The organism is Ruegeria sp. AM5, from assembly GCF_056540645.1.
Genome location: NZ_JBQFXC010000001.1, coordinates 965,509 through 982,694 on the forward strand (window position 1 = coordinate 965,509; position 17,186 = coordinate 982,694).

16 protein-coding genes are annotated in these 17,186 nt (G+C 58.6%); 12 read left to right on the forward strand and 4 right to left on the reverse strand.

What is annotated here, in order from left to right; all coding sequences use genetic code 11:
* Positions 1–2: 2 nt before the first annotated feature.
* From ACR0AH_RS04880 to ACR0AH_RS04900, 5 genes are all read left to right on the forward strand, one after another.
* Positions 3–1,787 (forward strand): sodium:solute symporter family protein, encoded by a 1,785-nt coding sequence (locus tag ACR0AH_RS04880; protein WP_170393349.1) that lies wholly within the window; start codon positions 3–5, stop codon positions 1,785–1,787.
* 108 nt (positions 1,788–1,895) lie between these two features.
* Positions 1,896–3,719: a DUF294 nucleotidyltransferase-like domain-containing protein gene (locus ACR0AH_RS04885; RefSeq protein WP_480590688.1), complete on the forward strand. Its 1,824-nt coding sequence runs from the start codon at positions 1,896–1,898 to the stop codon at positions 3,717–3,719.
* A gap of 27 nt (positions 3,720–3,746) precedes the next feature.
* On the forward strand, positions 3,747–4,265 hold the full coding sequence (locus tag ACR0AH_RS04890) for a hypothetical protein (RefSeq protein ID WP_170393351.1): 519 nt from the start codon (positions 3,747–3,749) through the stop codon (positions 4,263–4,265).
* Positions 4,266–4,267: 2 nt separating this feature from the next.
* Positions 4,268–5,680 carry a 3'-5' exonuclease gene (locus ACR0AH_RS04895; protein WP_480590690.1) on the forward strand — a complete coding sequence of 471 codons (1,413 nt, stop codon included), beginning with the start codon at positions 4,268–4,270 and terminating at the stop codon, positions 5,678–5,680.
* A gap of 86 nt (positions 5,681–5,766) precedes the next feature.
* Positions 5,767–6,267 carry a flavin reductase family protein gene (locus ACR0AH_RS04900; RefSeq protein WP_170405186.1) on the forward strand — a complete coding sequence of 167 codons (501 nt, stop codon included), beginning with the start codon at positions 5,767–5,769 and terminating at the stop codon, positions 6,265–6,267.
* On the opposite strand, the gene ACR0AH_RS04905 is transcribed toward ACR0AH_RS04900, so the two are convergent.
* The 3 genes from ACR0AH_RS04905 to ACR0AH_RS04915 are packed head-to-tail and all read right to left on the reverse strand — an operon-like array spanning position 6,264 to position 8,496.
* A complete protein-coding gene (locus ACR0AH_RS04905) occupies positions 6,264–6,743 on the reverse strand; it encodes a DUF6505 family protein (RefSeq protein ID WP_170393354.1) in 480 nt (159 codons plus the stop codon). The two genes, ACR0AH_RS04900 and ACR0AH_RS04905, sit on opposite strands and share 4 nt — an antisense overlap.
* Positions 6,740–7,438, reverse strand: coding sequence for a biotin/lipoate--protein ligase family protein (locus tag ACR0AH_RS04910; RefSeq protein ID WP_480590692.1), 699 nt, complete (start codon positions 7,436–7,438; stop codon positions 6,740–6,742). The genes ACR0AH_RS04905 and ACR0AH_RS04910 overlap by 4 nt, the downstream gene beginning before the upstream one ends.
* Positions 7,435–8,496: an Mrp/NBP35 family ATP-binding protein gene (locus ACR0AH_RS04915; RefSeq protein WP_480590694.1), complete on the reverse strand. Its 1,062-nt coding sequence runs from the start codon at positions 8,494–8,496 to the stop codon at positions 7,435–7,437. Before ACR0AH_RS04915 ends, ACR0AH_RS04910 begins: the two co-directional genes overlap by 4 nt.
* A gap of 132 nt (positions 8,497–8,628) precedes the next feature.
* On the opposite strand from ACR0AH_RS04915, the gene ACR0AH_RS04920 reads away from it, so the two are divergent.
* Positions 8,629–9,357 (forward strand): cytochrome c family protein, encoded by a 729-nt coding sequence (locus tag ACR0AH_RS04920; protein WP_170405173.1) that lies wholly within the window; start codon positions 8,629–8,631, stop codon positions 9,355–9,357.
* Here ACR0AH_RS04920 and ACR0AH_RS04925 read toward each other — a convergent pair.
* A complete protein-coding gene (locus tag ACR0AH_RS04925; RefSeq protein ID WP_480590867.1) occupies positions 9,351–11,306 on the reverse strand; it encodes a 4Fe-4S binding protein in 1,956 nt (651 codons plus the stop codon). The genes ACR0AH_RS04920 and ACR0AH_RS04925 overlap by 7 nt on opposite strands.
* 250 nt (positions 11,307–11,556) lie before the next feature.
* Here ACR0AH_RS04925 and ACR0AH_RS04930 point away from each other — a divergent pair, with 250 nt between their 5' ends.
* The 6 genes from ACR0AH_RS04930 (at position 11,557) to fdh3B (ending at position 17,155) form a co-directional block, all read left to right on the forward strand.
* The gene (locus tag ACR0AH_RS04930; RefSeq protein WP_480590696.1) at positions 11,557–12,111 is read left to right on the forward strand and encodes a DUF3305 domain-containing protein; all 555 of its coding nucleotides are present in this window, start codon (positions 11,557–11,559) and stop codon (positions 12,109–12,111) included.
* Positions 12,108–12,689, forward strand: coding sequence for a DUF3306 domain-containing protein (locus ACR0AH_RS04935; protein ID WP_170510859.1), 582 nt, complete (start codon positions 12,108–12,110; stop codon positions 12,687–12,689). Before ACR0AH_RS04930 ends, ACR0AH_RS04935 begins: the two co-directional genes overlap by 4 nt.
* A 4-nt stretch (positions 12,690–12,693) precedes the next feature.
* Positions 12,694–13,305, forward strand: coding sequence for a TorD/DmsD family molecular chaperone (locus ACR0AH_RS04940; protein WP_480590698.1), 612 nt, complete (start codon positions 12,694–12,696; stop codon positions 13,303–13,305).
* 56 nt (positions 13,306–13,361) lie between these two features.
* Entirely contained in the window at positions 13,362–13,550 is a 189-nt protein-coding gene (locus ACR0AH_RS04945) for a ubiquinol-cytochrome c reductase iron-sulfur subunit N-terminal domain-containing protein (RefSeq protein ID WP_170393361.1), read from the forward strand.
* Between the two features lie 105 nt (positions 13,551–13,655).
* Positions 13,656–16,550, forward strand: a complete 2,895-nt coding sequence (locus tag ACR0AH_RS04950) for a formate dehydrogenase subunit alpha (protein ID WP_170393362.1) — start codon at positions 13,656–13,658, stop codon at positions 16,548–16,550.
* An 11-nt stretch (positions 16,551–16,561) separates the two neighbouring features.
* The gene (gene fdh3B, locus ACR0AH_RS04955; RefSeq protein WP_037307340.1) at positions 16,562–17,155 is read left to right on the forward strand and encodes a formate dehydrogenase FDH3 subunit beta; all 594 of its coding nucleotides are present in this window, start codon (positions 16,562–16,564) and stop codon (positions 17,153–17,155) included.
* Positions 17,156–17,186: the final 31 nt, after the last annotated feature.

Genomic DNA, 17,186 nt, shown 5'->3' on the forward strand with positions numbered 1-17,186 from the left:
GCATGGATCAGTTTACCATCAACCTGCTGTTTGTGGGCGCGTCTTTTGCGCTTTACATCGGCATCGCGATCTGGGCCCGTGCGGGTTCCACATCGGAATTCTATGCCGCCGGTCGCGGCGTTCACCCGGTCACCAACGGTATGGCGACAGCAGCGGACTGGATGTCTGCGGCCTCGTTCATCTCGATGGCGGGTCTGATTGCCTTTACCGGCTATGACAACTCGACCTTCCTGATGGGTTGGACCGGTGGTTACGTGCTGCTGGCTCTGCTGCTTGCTCCTTACCTGCGTAAGTTCGGCAAGTTCACCGTGTCGGAATTCATCGGCGACCGTTTCTACAGCCAGACCGCACGTATCGTGGCGGTTATCTGTCTGATCGTTGCGTCGGTGACCTACGTGATCGGTCAGATGACCGGTGTTGGCGTGGCCTTTGGCCGCTTCCTCGAAGTGTCCAACACTACAGGTCTGCTGATCGGCGCCGGCGTTGTGTTTGCCTACGCAGTGTTTGGTGGGATGAAGGGCGTGACCTACACTCAGGTCGCTCAGTACTGCGTGCTGATCACCGCTTATACCATCCCGGCCATCTTTATCTCGCTGCAGCTGACCGGCACGCCTGTTCCGGCGCTGGGTCTGTTTGGTGACACCGCCAGCGGTGAACCCCTGCTGACCAAGCTGGACGCCATCGTGACCGAGTTGGGCTTCAACGACTACACGGCCCACCACTCGAATACGCTTAACATGGTGCTGTTCACCCTGTCGCTGATGATCGGTACTGCGGGTCTGCCGCACGTCATCATGCGCTTCTTCACCGTTCCCAAAGTGTCTGACGCACGTTGGTCGGCAGGCTGGGCGCTGGTCTTCATCGCTCTGCTGTACCTGACGGCTCCTGCTGTTGGTGCAATGGCGCGCCTGAACATCACCGACATGATGTGGCCCAATGGTGGCATCGAAGGTGGCGCTGTTTCGGTTGAGGAAATCGACAATGATCCGCGTTACGACTGGATGGCCACTTGGCAGAAAACCGGTCTGCTGGATTGGGAAGACAAGAACGGCGACGGCAAGATCCAGTACTACAACGACAAATCCGAGGCGATGACTGCAATCGCCGAAGAAAAAGGCTGGGTCGGTAACGAGCTGACCAAGTTCAACCGCGACATCCTGGTTCTGGCCAATCCTGAGATTGCCAACTTGCCAGGTTGGGTGATTGGTCTGGTCGCTGCTGGTGGTCTTGCGGCTGCTCTGTCAACCGCTGCGGGCCTGCTGCTGGCGATCTCGTCGGCTGTGTCCCATGACCTTGTCAAAGGTGCAATCAACCCGTCGATCTCTGAAAAGGGTGAACTTCTGGCGGCACGGATTGCAATGGCTGTAGCCATCGTTGTTGCAACCTACCTGGGTCTCAACCCTCCGGGCTTTGCGGCACAAACCGTGGCCTTGGCCTTCGGTCTGGCGGCTGCCTCGATCTTCCCGGCGCTGATGATGGGGATCTTCTCGACCCGCATCAACAACACCGGCGCGGTTGCAGGTATGCTGGCTGGTCTGACCGTAACCCTGGTCTACATCTTCCTGCATAAGGGCTGGCTGTTCATTCCGGGCACCAACTCGTTCACCGATGCTGATCCGCTTCTGGGTCCGATCAAGTCGACCTCGTTCGGCGCCATCGGTGCGATGATCAACTTCGGCGTCGCCTACGTCGTTGCCGGTATGACCAAAGAGACTCCGCAGGAGATCAAAGATATGGTCGAAAGCATTCGCATTCCCCGTGGTGCGGGCGCAGCTCAGGATCACTGAGTGTGATGCGGTCGGCGGCTCTTGTCTTCGATCGCATCTTTCGACTTACTGTTCCCGCCCGGCACACCACCGGGCGGGATTTTTTATTCGGAACTCCGGAGAGCGTAAATGCCCCTGTCCCATGACGAAATCACCCGGTTTCTGAAGTCTGTACACCCCTATGACTCGTTGCCCCATGATGCTTTGGACGATCTGGCCAAGCAGATCGAAGTGCGCGAAGTCGATGCCGATGGCAGCATTTACCAGTTGGGCAACGCTCTGCCCGGCGTCTTTGTGATCTATGAAGGACAGGTAGAAATTACCGATGAGAACGGCGCTGTCGTTTCGCATCTGGGATTGCGCAATTCTTTTGGTGAGCGCGGATTGCTGAAGGACGGCAAAGCCGCCACACATGCGCGCGCGCACACGCCGTCAGTGTTGATCGTGTTGCCGCCAGACCTTGTGAAAAACCTGATCGAAGGTCACGATGTGGTGTCCAAGTTCTTTAATCGTTCACGCGGTGGGCGGAGCGGACCGCAAAGCCTGGCTACCAGTGCAATTGATGTGCTGATGGCTCGTGACCCTGCCACCTGCCCGCCCGATACTCCGGTTCAAAACGCCGCGCAGATCATGCGCGACCGCCATATCTCATCGCTTTGCGTGACCGAAGGGGACAGATTATTGGGTATCGCAACCCTCCGCGATATTTCCGGCAAATACGTCGCCGAGGCGATGCCCGCTGACACCGCGGTTTCGGCGATCATGACCGCCGATCCAATCATTCTTGCCCCGACAGATATCGGCTCGGACGTATTACACGTGATGATGGAACGTGGCATCGGTCATATTCCAGTTTCCGAGGCCGGTAAGCTGGTCGGAATCGTAACCCAAACCGACCTCACCCGCTATCAGGCGGTCAATTCTGCCGAGTTGGTAGGACGAATTGCTCGCGCCGACAGCCCGCAAGAGATGGCTCAAGTCACCGCTGAGATACCACAACTGCTGGTCCAACTCGTCGCGGGTGGCAACCGGCACGAGATCGTTACACGGCTGATCACCGACATCGCAGACACTGCGACGCGGCGGTTGCTGGCACTGGCTGAGGCTGAACTGGGTGCACCGCCAGTGCCCTACTTGTGGCTTGCTTGCGGCTCGCAAGGCCGGCAGGAACAGACCGGAGTTTCTGATCAGGACAATTGCCTGATGCTTGATGACAGTGTGGCAGACGGTGATATGGCCTACTTCGCTGCGCTGGCCAAATTCGTCTCAGACGGGCTGGATACCTGCGGTTATTTCTATTGCCCCGGTGACATGATGGCGACCAACCCTCGCTGGTGCCAGCCCGTGCGTGTCTGGCGCGAGTATTTCAATGGCTGGATTGCCAAACCCAACCCCGAGGCGCAAATGCTGGCCTCGGTGATGTTTGACCTGCGGCCCATCGGAGGGTCCTTCGATCTGTTCACCGACCTGCAGGCCGATACGCTGGCGGCAGCCAATGCGAATTCGATCTTTGTCGCGCATATGATTTCGAACTCACTGAAACACACGCCTCCTCTGGGCCTGCTGCGTGGATTCGCCACCATACGTTCGGGTGAGCATCGCAATACGCTCGACCTCAAGCATAATGGCGTGGTGCCTGTCGTGGATCTGGCACGCATCTACAGCCTGCAGGGACAATTAACCGAAGCGAACACCCGCGCCCGTCTTAGCGCCGCCGAGGCTGCGGGTGTGCTCAGCGCGTCTGGCGCACGCGATTTACTGGACGCATATGACCTGATCGCTGAGACCCGATTGGAACATCAAGTGCGTCTGGTCAAATCCGGGGATGCACCGGACAATTACCTGCCGCCCGCTGAATTGTCGGACTTTGAGCGAAGTCATCTCCGCGATGCCTTTGTCGTGGTAAAAACCATGCAATCAGCGGTTGGCCATGGCAAAGGAATGCTGGGTTAAGAAACTGGAAATGAACGGAGAAATCACATGTTTCTGGAACTGATCGGCACGATTTTTGCAGGCTTTGCCTTTGCGGGTGTCGTGATGGTGGTGAACAAGCTGACCGGGGGCCGCTTGCCCAAATGGGCCGCGCCGGTTGCGGCAGGTGCGGGGATGATCGGTATGACGATTACCAGCGAGTATTCTTGGTATGACCGTACGCGCGACCAACTGCCCGACAGCCTCACCATCGTGCAGGAGGTGGAAAGCCGCGCCTTTTATCGCCCTTGGACGTACGCCGTGCCCTTTGTCGACCGCTTTGCTGCGATCGACGCCACATCGGTACGCACCAATGCCAATTTGCCGGACGAGCGTCTGGTCGATCTTTACTTTTTTGGTCGCTGGGCACCGGTCTCGAAGATGCCGGTCGCTGTAAACTGCGCCGAAAACAGCCGCGCCAACTTGGCAGACGGGGCCGAATTCGCCGATGACGGACGTTTGCTGAACGCCAGCTGGATCAAGATCGACGCTGAAGATCCGGTAATCGAGGCAACCTGCGGGGTCTGACTATGTTGAACCATCTGAGCCTGCGCCTGAGGGTGTTCCTGTTCTTCTTATTACTTGCGGCAGGAGGGCTGATCATCAGCACCCTGGCTTTGTGGGTCGGTTATCAGAGGGCAAGTGATCCCGCCCTTATGGATGCGTTCATCTTCGCAGAGATACTGATCGCTTTGGGAATGTTGGCGCTAGTTGCCGGAGTCTGGCTTCTTTTTGATGATAACGTTGCAAAACCGATCGAGCGGCTCTCGGCCCAACTCCGGGCGCGCGCACACGCCGGGGTCAGCACGGATCTGGACCTTCAGGCGGCGCGCTATTTGGGCGATCTGGCCCCCGCCGCCGCTGGACTGGCCGAACAACTGGCTGCCAACGCCATGACCACGGCTGAGGCCGTGGCTGCGGAAACGGCCCATCTGGCCTCGGAAAAACAGCGTCTCACCGCGCTCCTGACCGAGATTCCGGTTGCCATGCTTTTGGCCGGACCGAAGCATCAGATCGTACTATATGACGCGCAGGCGGCTGAGGTTCTGGCACAGATCGCACATCCCCGGTTGAACGCGTCGCTGTTTGACTATCTCGAAGCGACGGGCCTGACGGATTCTTATGCGAAGCTGGTCAAGACCGGGAAAGACGTCCATTGCACGCTGACCAGTGTTGATGGGCGGCAATCCTATTCGGCCCGTATGAAACCCTTGGGCGATGCCCCTGGTTACATGCTGGTTTTCGATGACAGTGCTGCGCAGATCGATCCCGACGCGGCCCGCCCGCTGGTTTACGATTTCGAACTTCTCGACACACCCGGTGACGACGCGTTTGAAGATAGACCCCTGTTGGACCTCTGCTTCGTAGTCTTTGACACCGAAACCACGGGCCTGCTCCCGCATAAGGATGAGATCGTACAGATCGGTGCGGTGCGCGTCGTAAAGGGTAAGATCGTCGAAGGCGAACGGCTGGATACTCTGGTCGATCCCGGCATCCCGATCCCCCCGGCATCGACCAAGGTGCATAAGGTCAGCGACAGGATGGTTCAGGGTGCGCCTGACATTGGCGAGGCCGGTCGAAGCTTTCACCAATTCGCTCGTGATGCGGTCATTGTTGCCCACAATGCACCATTCGACATGGCTTTCCTGCGCCGCCATGCCGAGCGTATGGGGGTGGAATGGAGCCACCCCATTCTGGACACGGTCCTGCTGTCGGCGGTGCTGTTCGGGGCAAGCGAAACGCATACGCTGGACGCGGTCTGCGAACGGCTTGGCATAACAATTCCCGAAGCCCTGCGTCACACGGCCTTGGGTGATGCCGTCGCGACCGCCGAAGTGCTGGTTCGGATGCTACCGATGCTTACGGCCCGTAATTTGGTGACCTTTGGCGACGTCATCACCGAGACTCGCAAACACGGACGGTTGCTTGAAGACCTGAACTGACCAGAAATTGCTAAAACCACCGCAGCTTTCCGTAGACAATTCTGGCGTCGCGTGGCACCTGAGACAGGCCCATGTACGAGCGCGCGATGACTGAAAAGACCTTCATTCCCAGCCCCGAGCAAAGCCTTGCCTTTCGCGAGGCCCTGAGCTGTTTCGGCACCGGCGTCACCGTTGTGACCACAAATACCTCCGAGGGCCCTGCAGCAATCACGGTGAACTCATTTGCGTCTGTATCGCTGGACCCGCCGCTGGTCCTGTGGTGTCTAGATCGGGATTCGAACCGGTACGACGCGTTCCACAACTGCGAATATTATGCGATCCATGTAATGGCGCAGGACCAGCACGACCAAGCATTGCAATTCGCGCGAAACGGGTTCGATTTTTCCCATGCGGATTGGCAGGAGGATGACGCCGGGCGCCCCCGACTTGCAGAATGCCTCGCCCGCTTCGATTGCCGCCTGTCGGCCCGTCATGAGGCAGGTGACCACCTGATCCTTGTTGGTCATGTTGAACAGGTCATGCATCGCCCAGGTCAGGGGCTGATCTTCAAGCGCGGACAATTCGGCGGCTTCGCCGATCTGATCTAATCGTCCAGCGAGCCGTGGACGGCCAACGCTTCAAGTTGCGTCTCTTGCGGGGTGATCACTCGGAATGCCTCGTGCACCCCAGCCCCCGTCAGCTCTCGGGCGACGGTCAGCAATGTGTTCGGGGCATGATCTTCGCACAGCTCGGACATATGTGAGACTTCGGCCTGCGCCACTTCTAACGCGGCTTCAACCGAAGGCGCGCCGTAGAATTGCACGAAATGCTCGGCCAGATATTGCGTGATCTGGTCAATCTCGGCCTGCTCGACTTGTGTGACGGCAACAAATGTAACGCGCCCGAAGGTTTCAAGCCCCAGCCATCCATTGGCAAAGGCCTGACGCGCCTTGCCTTCCAGATCAGCCTCACTCCAGTTCGAAAACTCGAATCCGCCCGAGATGCACCATTCACCGGTTCTTGCGGGTGAATGAAACACGTTCATATCGCTTTCATCAAAATGGATAGCACGGGCGAGTTTCATCTGGCGGTCTCCAATAATTCTGTCAGCGGGCGTATATGTGTGTTCGCGCCGTCGCGGATCAGCATACCGAAGCGCTCATCGGTGCCCAGAAAGACACCCCCTTCTCCAATAGGTTCTCCGACACCGCGCAGCAGCCCCATCCACTCAGCGTGAAGCAGCGCGTTACCGTCCTCGTTCCAGCGGTTCAACCAGGTCAACATGTGACGCGACCAGCTCTCGACCAACTGCGTCGCAGAAACCTCGGCGCATCCTTCATCATAGAGCGAGGTAACATCCGGTGTTTCCCCCGGTGCATCGCTGGTTTGAAGCAAGGCCAGTTCCCAACCAACGATCAGCCAATCGGGAACCTCATCCACCTCGGCAGACGAGGCTGAGACTTTTATTGTCCCACATTTTGCACCGTTTACACAGATCAGCCCATCCCAACCAAAGTGCACCGCGACCTCGGGCGGGGCCAGCGCGCCCAGCGCATTCTGGAACCCAACAACACAAAGCGGCAGCATCGCCATAGCATCCTGCAACGGAACCTCGGGCGCGAATACAATCGCAACGCGCAGACGATCCGCCTGAATATTGTGGACCACAGTTCCCGCGTCACAGCCCAGCGCTGCCATCGCCTGGGCACGCTCGAACGGGTCTTCGCCAGCCTTGGCAGGTTGCCCTTTGAGCAATGGGGGAAAGACCGGCTGGGTCACGCGTTGCCCTTGGTAATCATGTCGCGGGCGATCTTGCGGAAGGCTTCGGCTTGCGGGCTGTCAGGTTTGCTGACAACGATGGGGGCACCCCCGTCGGCGGCAACTCGGATATCCAGATGCAGCGGAATTTCCCCTAGCAATGGCACGCCCAGCGCCTCGGCTTCTGAGGCAACACCGCCATGGCCAAAGACATGTTCTTCGTGTCCGCAATTCGAGCAAATATGCGTCGACATATTTTCGATCATCCCAACAATGGGCGTCTTGAGCTGGTTGAACATATCGATCCCCTTGCGGGCGTCGATCAAAGCCACATCCTGTGGGGTTGAGACGACAATGGCTCCATCCACCTGAAACTTTTGGCTCAGCGTCAGTTGCACATCGCCGGTTCCGGGGGGCAGATCAACGATCAACACATCCAATGCGCCCCATTGCACCTGACTCATCATCTGCTGCAAGGCGCCCATCAGCATGGGGCCGCGCCAGACAACCGCCTGCCCTTCGTTGGTCATTAACCCCATCGACATCATGGTGACACCGTGATTGCGCAGCGGCAGGATCGTCTTGCCATCTGGGCTGGCCGGTCGCCCCGACACACCCAGCATCCGGGGTTGTGAAGGGCCATATACGTCTGCGTCCAACAGGCCTACGCGACGGCCTTCAGCAGCCAGCGCACAGGCAAGGTTGGCCGACACGGTGGACTTGCCCACGCCACCCTTGCCCGACGCAACCGCGATGATCCGGTCCACACCGGGAACGGCCTGCGGTCCGGTTTGTGAGGGCTTGGGCTTGGGCTTCAAATCAGGCGGTGCCTTGTCCGAATGCGCGGTCAACATTGCCGAGACCTTTGAAACACCATCAACCATCTGCGCCGCCTGTTCGGCTGTGGCGCGAACGGGCTCCATCTTCTCGGCCTGTTTGGGATCGATCTCCAGCACAAACCGAACGGTATCGCCTTCAACATTCAATGCACGCACGATACCCGCGCTCACAATATCCTGACCAGAAACCGGATCGGTAATCTTCTTCAAGTTCGCTAGAACTGCATCACGGATGCTCATGCCGTATTCCCCTTGATCCGCCCCACGCTGGGCGCCTTGCGTATCGACAGAATATAGTCGCCGCTCATTGCATGTGTCTCCGTCTCATTTTGTACATTTGACGCATCGGGTCAGCCGCCGTTAGGCTTAACCATGCGCTTTGTCCTGTTGTGCCTGAGCCTGACGCTCACCGCCACCCCCTCTTGGTCGCAAGAGGCATTGGGCCTTGCCGCCCCGGATGAGGTGACAAACTCAGGTCTTTTGCAACATATTCTTCCGCGCTTTTCTCTCAAGACCGGAATACGTGTTGTTGCGGATGAAAGCGGCGTCATGTCACTGGCCCCGAGTTCGCCCGGCGATCCGGTCTTTGCCCGTGACGGGGTGGTCTATCATCTAAGAATCGACGACAGCGCCAAGCAGGTAAGGTTTCGTGAATGGCTACTTTCCGACATTGGCAGACGGACGGTTGAAAACTTCATCCCCGACGAGGGCACGCCCTTTAGCGCAAGTTTCGAAACTGCCACTGTTACCAAAGAGGTCGTGGTCGACGGAAACGCGCTGCTTGGCGAAGATCTGTCGATGACCCATTGTGGCCGGTGCCACGTAATTGGCCCAAAGAATCGGATGAACGGGCTGGGTTCGACCCCGTCTTTCGCAGTGCTGCGCGCAATGCCCGACTGGTCGGAACGGTTTCAGGCGTTCTTTGCCCTGAACCCACACCCAGCTTTCACGCAGATCGAGGGCGTCACCGAACCTTTCCCGCCCGAGCGTCCCTCGCCGATCCATCCGGTCGAGATGAGCCTGGATGACCTCGAAGCAATTCTGGCTTTCGTGACCGCCATGCGCGCCGCCGATCTGGGCGCGCCACTGCAACTTCAGTGATCCTTGCGCTTTGAAAGGTAATCATCCGTTGTGACAACCCGTGGTCTGGGGGCGGATTGAAATGGATTGTCAGCGCTATGGAACTGGGCGTTCACCCGGCAATTGTCGCACATCTGGATCATCCGCGCCTGATCCGAGGTCGCGAACATCGGATGTGTGCCCGACAACTTTTCCATGATCCGCTCAACCGTTGATTTAACGCCAAACGCTGCGCCGCATTCGACGCATTCAAAGGGTTCCTCTTCATTCAGCACCTGTTGTGACAGCGCTTGGTCGCTCAGATCAAGCTGGGGCACTAGTGTGATCGCCTGTTCTGGGCAGATCGTTCGGCAAATCCCGCATTGCAGGCAGGCGTCCTGCTGGAAGTTCAACTGCGGCTTGTCCGGGTTATCGATCAGCGCCCCCGATGGGCAAAGGGACACGCAACTCAGGCACAATGTACAGGTGTCGGTATTCACTGTAATCGCGCCATAAGGCGCGCCCTCGGGCAGGGCCAGCGGCACCTCGACCTCCGGGTTCAAAGCTTGAGCCGCCAGACGCGCTATTTGACGACGATTACCCAGTGGAAGCACCGGATCAGCCAATGGCTGCGGAACATTCTGCGCATAAAGCAGATCTGCCAGCGCATCCGGGTCGGTTTCATCAATCAGAATCAGCGCGTCGTGCATTGCGATAGCCCGAGCCAGCTCTAATTCAAGATCAAGCGCGTCCCGTTCGGTCTTAGGGCTAATCAGGATATCGGCGCGCGCAAAGCCATGCGCCAGCGCTGCGAGCATCTCGGCATGTCCAAAGCCCGAAACCACATTCAGCTCCAGCGGAATGACATCCGCTGGCAGTCCCCGTCCAAACCGGGCCGCCATCCGGATCATCTGCGCCCCATGGGCGTCGTGCACCAGTAATCGCGGTGCAACGCCGCCCGCGCGCCGGAAGGTCCGGGCCAGTATGTGCATCCGCGACAATACCGCCGAGACCGGAGGATCTTCATATGTGATAGCAGTCGACGGGCACAACGCCGAACACTCACCGCACCCAGCGCAAATCATCGGATCAATGGCTACATGATCGCCAGCCGGTGTGATCGCACCGGTCGGGCAGACGTCCAGACAGTTTGAACACCCCGTTTGTTCCGCTCGCGAATGGGCGCAAAGCGTCTCATCCAATCGGACATAGAGCGGTTTTTCAAAGGTCCCGACCAGTTGCACCGCTTCAAAAGCAAGACGCGCGACGGCCACCGCATCGCGGGGATCAGCGCGCAAGTACCCCTCGCGCTTTTCGGGGGCATTTACCAAAGGTGTTGCTCCGGTCAGATCAACGACAATGTCGCAACGCGACGTTGCACCGTCACGGGGTGTGCTCCAACCAAATTCTCCGCGTCCACCGGGCTCTAGTTGCTGCACCTGATCCAGATGCCAAACAAATCCGCCCAGCGCGCCGGTCAGTCTGCGTATTCGTGCGCGCGCTACGTCATAGTTGCGGCTTAGCGGTTCTGCATCGTCAACCACAATTACAGTCACTGCCAACACAGCGGACAGCTGTTCGGCCAACGGAAAGACAACCTCTCCGGGCCCCACAATACAGCAGGTACCTTCACTGATGACATCGAAACTTGGAGTCACTGGCTGCGGCAGTAATGCCTCAGCCGCGAGCGCAGCCATTTTGGGGGTTGCATCGGTCCCCTGTTCGGACCAGCCAGCTCGGTCGCGCAGATCGACAAATCCGGGGGCTTCAACACCCAGTTCCTCGGCAAGCTCGCTAAAAACTGCACCTTCCTGAGCGCAAGCAAACACCACCTGCTCATCGCCCGTCATCAACTCGGCGGCAGTTTGAATCTGGCGCGTACAAAGGGCGGTATGCACCTTCGAGCACTCCGTATCGCAGGCTGCAGAAATACCATCTGCGTTCAGGGACTGCGTCCCCTCGCAATCACACAATATGAGCTTGCTGGCCATTTCCCCTCCCGACGCTGCGTTCTGCCCCATCAGCAGCTTAGACCCAATCCGCGCCGAGGCAATGCGAAGCATCAGAGAAAATCCCGATATGTGCATTATTTTTCATCACAAATCGCCATCAAAACCTGAAGTTGGAAATAAACTCTAAGTGAATGTCTCATATTAGGCGAAACTAGACTTGGCAGGTCGCCAATTTATGTAACATAGTACATCAATGGAAGGCAGGGGAGAGCCTTCCGGGGAGGAGCCAGTGGCCAAGGCCGCAAGCCGGACTGAAATGACAATTGGCGTCGTCGTGCGCAGAACACCCGGGGTGACACGCTGGGCGCGTTGGAACTGGCGCGCGGTCGCTGTTTTGCCAGGTGCAGGGCCTGCCGACTGGCAAGAGTTGCGACGTGAAGGTGAGGCCATCGAATACCATGCAGCCACCCTGCCCCTCGCCCTCTGGGCCGATGAAACCGAAGCCTACATGGTCAACCTGTCGGACGGTCAACCTTCGCTGTACCTGGTTTTGCGGGATGAGCTGAAAGGCGAAACACCCCTGAATGCCGTATTGATCACCGCCTCACCGTTCGAGGGTCAGGATTATGCGGATACCGGCGAAGAGATCGTTGAGAAGATTCCGATGACCGAAGGGTTGATTGCATGGCTCCGCGATTTCACCCTGCAGCATCATCAGGACGAGGTGTTCATAAAACGTAAACGGGACAAGAAACGCACCGATCTGGTGGAAGACGGCAAGGGCGATGCACGAATCCGGCAGGATTCAGATGTCTACCGGGCTCCGCGTCGGGTGCTGCAATGACCCAGACCCGCGATTTCTGGTCCCGCCGCAAGGCCGCCGTTCAGGCCGAGACCGAAGCAGAAGCTCTGGCCGCAGAGGAACAGATCATCACAACGCGGCAAGCTGAGCTGGAGGAAAAAAGCGACGCTGAAATTCTGGCCGAGTTTGATCTGCCCGATCCCGATACACTGGAAGCCGGCGATGATGTCTCGGGCTTCATGGCCAAAGCTGTACCTGACCGTCTGCGCCGCCGCGCCTTGCGGCGCCTATGGCGGTTGAATCCTGTTCTGGCCAATGTCGACGGGCTGGTCGATTACGGCGAGGATTATACCGATGCGGCCTGCGTGATTGAGAACATCCAGACCGCGTATCAGGTTGGCAAGGGTATGTTGGCGCATGTCGAAGCGCTCGCTGCCGAGGCAGAAGTGTCCGAAGCAGAAACAGAAGCTGACATGCCCGAGGCGATCGAGTCAGGTGAAGAACCGATCAACGCCGTCGAACCAGAACCGGAAGCCCCACAGATGGTTGAAATGGAAGAGCCAGAGGAAATCGAACTCACCCCTGCTCCACGCCGTATGAAATTCGAATTCGAAGGATAACTCTATGACCGCAGACAACGCGCAAACATTGGATATCTCAACTGAGGATCGTCTGCGTGCGGATTTCTATAATTTTCTTGGCCTGCTATTGGCCGGTCCACCCGATCAGTTGCTTTTGGATCAGTTGGCCGGGCTAAGCGGTGATGACTCGGATCTAGGTCAGGCCATTCAGGCAATGGCACGGGTGACCAAGGTGACCAAGCCTGCCGCCGCAGAGCGCGAATTCAACGCACTTTTCATCGGATTGGGCCGAGGCGAACTGCTGCCTTATGCCTCTTTCTACCTGACGGGATTTCTGAACGAAAAACCCCTGGCGCAGCTGCGCAATGACATGGCCGCGCGGGGCATCACCCGGGCGCAGAATGTATATGAACCCGAAGACAACATCGCCTCGCTAATGGAAATGATGGCGGGCATGATCGTCGGTCGGTTCGGCGCGCCCGCCACGCTGGAAGATCAAAAGGCGTTCTGGAGCAAACATATTGGGCCCTGGGCCGCGCATTTCTATTCGGATTTGGAAGGTGCCGAGAACTCGGTTCTCTACGCCTCGGTCGGCACGGCTGGTCGGGTGTTCATGGAGATCGAACGTGAAGCCTTTCGAATGACGGCGGCCTAGCCCGCCACTCGCCGGTGCCTTTAGGCACCAAACCGCAATTGGGACAGGAGGAGCCCATGAGCAAGACCAAGGAAGAAGGCGCAACCCGCCGCGACTTCCTGAAACTGGCCGGAACCGCAGCGCCCGCTGCTGTAGCCGCCGCCAGCCTGTCTGGGAAAGCCGAAGCAGCCGAACTGCCGACGGACGAAACCCGGATGCAGGACACCGCGCATACGCGCGCATACCTCGACAGCGCCCGGTTCTGACCCGGACGTAGTCATACCCGACAGACGGTTGCGATTGGCCCTGACGTCGGTTTCGCGAAGTACCAAGCCAGCCATGGGTTACATGGCCAGCAAGGGAGGAAAGAAATGCTTAGGAAAAAGACCAACGGGGTTGCGAGACGCCCCCAGCGGACAAGTATCCTGTCCCAGGTCGGCGAGAAAACCGTCGATCGCCGCGCATTCTTGCGTGGCTCGGGCCTGACGATCGGAGGCCTTGCCGCGATCAGCGCCACGGGTGGAACCGTGACGCCCGCCAGTGCCCAGACAGCGGCAAACACCGCCGTTGAGAATATCAAATCCGTATGCACTCACTGCTCGGTCGGCTGCACGGTCGTTGCCGAGGTACAGAACGGAGTCTGGATCGGGCAAGAACCTGGCTGGGACAGCCCATTCAATCTGGGTGCACACTGCGCCAAGGGGGCCTCGGTCCGCGAGCACGCCCATGGCGAGCGCCGCCTGAAATATCCGATGAAAAAGGAAGGTGGCGAGTGGAAGCGCATCAGCTGGGAAGAGGCGATCAACGAGATCGGCGATGGCATGATGAGCATCCGCGAAGAATCCGGGCCGGACAGCGTGTACTGGCTGGGGTCTGCGAAGCACAATAACGAACAGGCCTATCTGTTCCGCAAGTTCGCCGCCTACTGGGGCACGAACAACGTGGACCATCAGGCCCGTATCTGCCACTCGACCACTGTTGCGGGTGTTGCGAATACATGGGGCTACGGCGCCATGACCAATTCGTACAACGACATGCACAACAGCCGGGCCATCTTCATCATCGGTGGTAACCCGGCCGAGGCGCACCCCGTCTCGCTGCTGCATATCCTGCGCGCGAAAGAGCAGAACAATGCGCCTTTAATCGTCTGCGACCCGCGCTTTACGCGCACCGCGGCCCATGCGGATGAATATGTCCGCTTCCGCCCCGGTACGGACGTCGCTCTGATCTGGGGTATCCTGTGGCACATCTTCGACAACGGCTGGGAGGACAAAGAGTTCATCCGCACCCGTGTCTGGGGCATGGACCAGATCCGCGAAGAGGTTGCCAAGTGGAACCCGGATGAGGTTGAGCGCGTCACCGGTACGCCCGGCTCGCAGCTGCGCCGCGTCGCACGGACCATGGTGAACAACCGCCCCGGTACCGTTGTATGGTGCATGGGTGGTACGCAGCACACCAACGGCAACAACAACACTCGCGCCTACTGCGTGCTTCAGCTTGCGCTTGGCAACATGGGCACCTCGGGTGGTGGCACCAACATCTTCCGCGGCCATGACAACGTGCAAGGCGCGACAGACCTTGGTGTTCTGTCCCATACCCTGCCCGGCTACTATGGCTTGTCAAAAGGCGCATGGGGTCACTGGGCCCGTGTCTGGGGTGAAGAGCCCGAGTGGCTTGCAGGCCAGTTCGCCACGATCAAAGACAAGGAAGGCAAGGATAAACCGCTGCAGAATGAGCGCGGCATCCCGGTCTCCCGCTGGATCGACGGTGTTCTCGAAGATCCGGCCAACATGGATCAGGACAACAACGTCCGCGCCATGGTTCTGTGGGGCCACGCGCCCAACTCGCAGACCCGGATGACGGAAATGAAGACGGCGATGGAGAAGCTGGACATGCTGGTCGTGATCGACCCGTATCCCACCGTCTCGGCCGTGCTGCATGACCGCACCGATGGCGTCTATCTGCTGCCCGCCTGTACGCAGTTCGAAACCCGTGGCTCGGTCACGGCCTCGAACCGATCGCTGCAGTGGCGGGACCGCGTGGTCGAACCTCTGTTCGAAAGCCTGCCGGACGAGGTCATCATGGCCAAGTTCGCCAACAAATTTGGCTGGGCGGATCGGTTCTTCCGCAATATCGAGATGGAAGATCCCGAAACCCCGAATGTTGAAAGCATCACGCGTGAGTTCAACAGCGGCCTTTGGACAATTGGCTATACCGGTCAGTCGCCGGAGCGTCTGAAAAGCCATATGGCCAACCAGCACACGTTCGACAGAACCACGCTGCAAGCCATTGGTGGCCCCAACGACGGCGAGTATTACGGTCTGCCCTGGCCCTGCTGGGGAACGGCTGAGATGGGTCATACGGGGACACCAAACCTGTATGATATGTCCAAACCGGTGGCCGAAGGCGGCCTGACCTTCCGCGCCCGTTTCGGAGTGGAACGTGACGGCGACAACCTGCTGGCCGAAGGGGTCTATAGCGTTGGTTCGGAAATTCAGGATGGTTATCCGGAATTCACGATGCAGATGCTGATGGACCTTGGCTGGGACGGTGATCTGACGGCTGAGGAACGTGCGGCCATCGACGCCGTTGCGGGACCAGAGACCAACTGGAAAACCGACCTTAGCGGCGGTATCCAACGGGTCGCGATTGCCCATGGCTGTGCGCCCTTCGGGAACGCAAAGGCACGCGCGGTCGTATGGACCTTCCCGGATCCGATCCCACTGCACCGCGAGCCGCTCTATACAAACCGGCGCGATCTGGTGGAGGACTATCCAACCTACGATGACCGTCAGGCCTATCGTCTACCTACCCTTTATGCGTCGATCCAAAAGAACGACTTTTCAAAGGATTACCCGATAATCCTCACGTCTGGTCGTCTGGTCGAGTATGAGGGTGGCGGCGATGAGACGCGGTCGAACCCGTGGCTGGCTGAACTCCAGCAGGACATGTTCGTCGAGATCAATCCGCGCGATGCCAACAACCTTGGTATTCGGGACGGATCACAGGTCTGGGTCGAAGGTCCTGAGGGCGGCAAGGTCAAGGTGATGGCGATGCTGACTAACAGAGTCGGCGCCGGTGTCGCCTTCATGCCCTTCCACTTTGGCGGCCATTTCCAGGGCGAAGACCAGCGGCACAAGTATCCTGCTGGTGCAGACCCCTATGTGCTGGGTGAAAGTACCAACACCGCCCAGACCTATGGCTATGATTCAGTGACCCAGATGCAAGAGACCAAAGCGACTCTCTGCAAAATCTGGTCAGCGTAAGGAGGACGATAATGGCTAGAGCAAAGTTTCTCTGCGACGCTGAACGCTGCATCGAGTGTAATGCCTGCGTAACCGCGTGTAAGAACGAGCACGAGGTGCCGTGGGGCATCAACCGCCGCAGGGTGGTGACGATCAATGACGGCAATCCGGGTGAACGCTCGATCTCGGTGGCCTGTATGCATTGTTCGGATGCGCCCTGTATGGCGGTGTGCCCGGTCGACTGCTTCTATCAGAACGAAGAAGGGGTCGTCCTGCACTCCAAGGACCTGTGCATTGGCTGCGGCTATTGCTTCTATGCGTGCCCCTTCGGCGCGCCGCAATACCCGCAGGCGGGCAACTTCGGATCGCGCGGCAAGATGGACAAATGTACCTTCTGTGCTGGCGGCCCCGAGGAAACGCACTCGACCGCAGAGTTCGCCAAATACGGTCGCAACCGGATCGCAGAGGGCAAATTGCCCATCTGCGCCGAGATGTGTTCTACCAAGGCCCTGCTCGCCGGCGATGGCGATGTGGTCTCGGCTATTTACCGCGAGCGTGTCGTCGCGCGCGGATTTGGTTCGGGCGCTTGGGGTTGGGGCACGGCCTACGATCAGAAAGACGGCTGACCCCGTCTACCAAAGCAAAACGGATGACCCG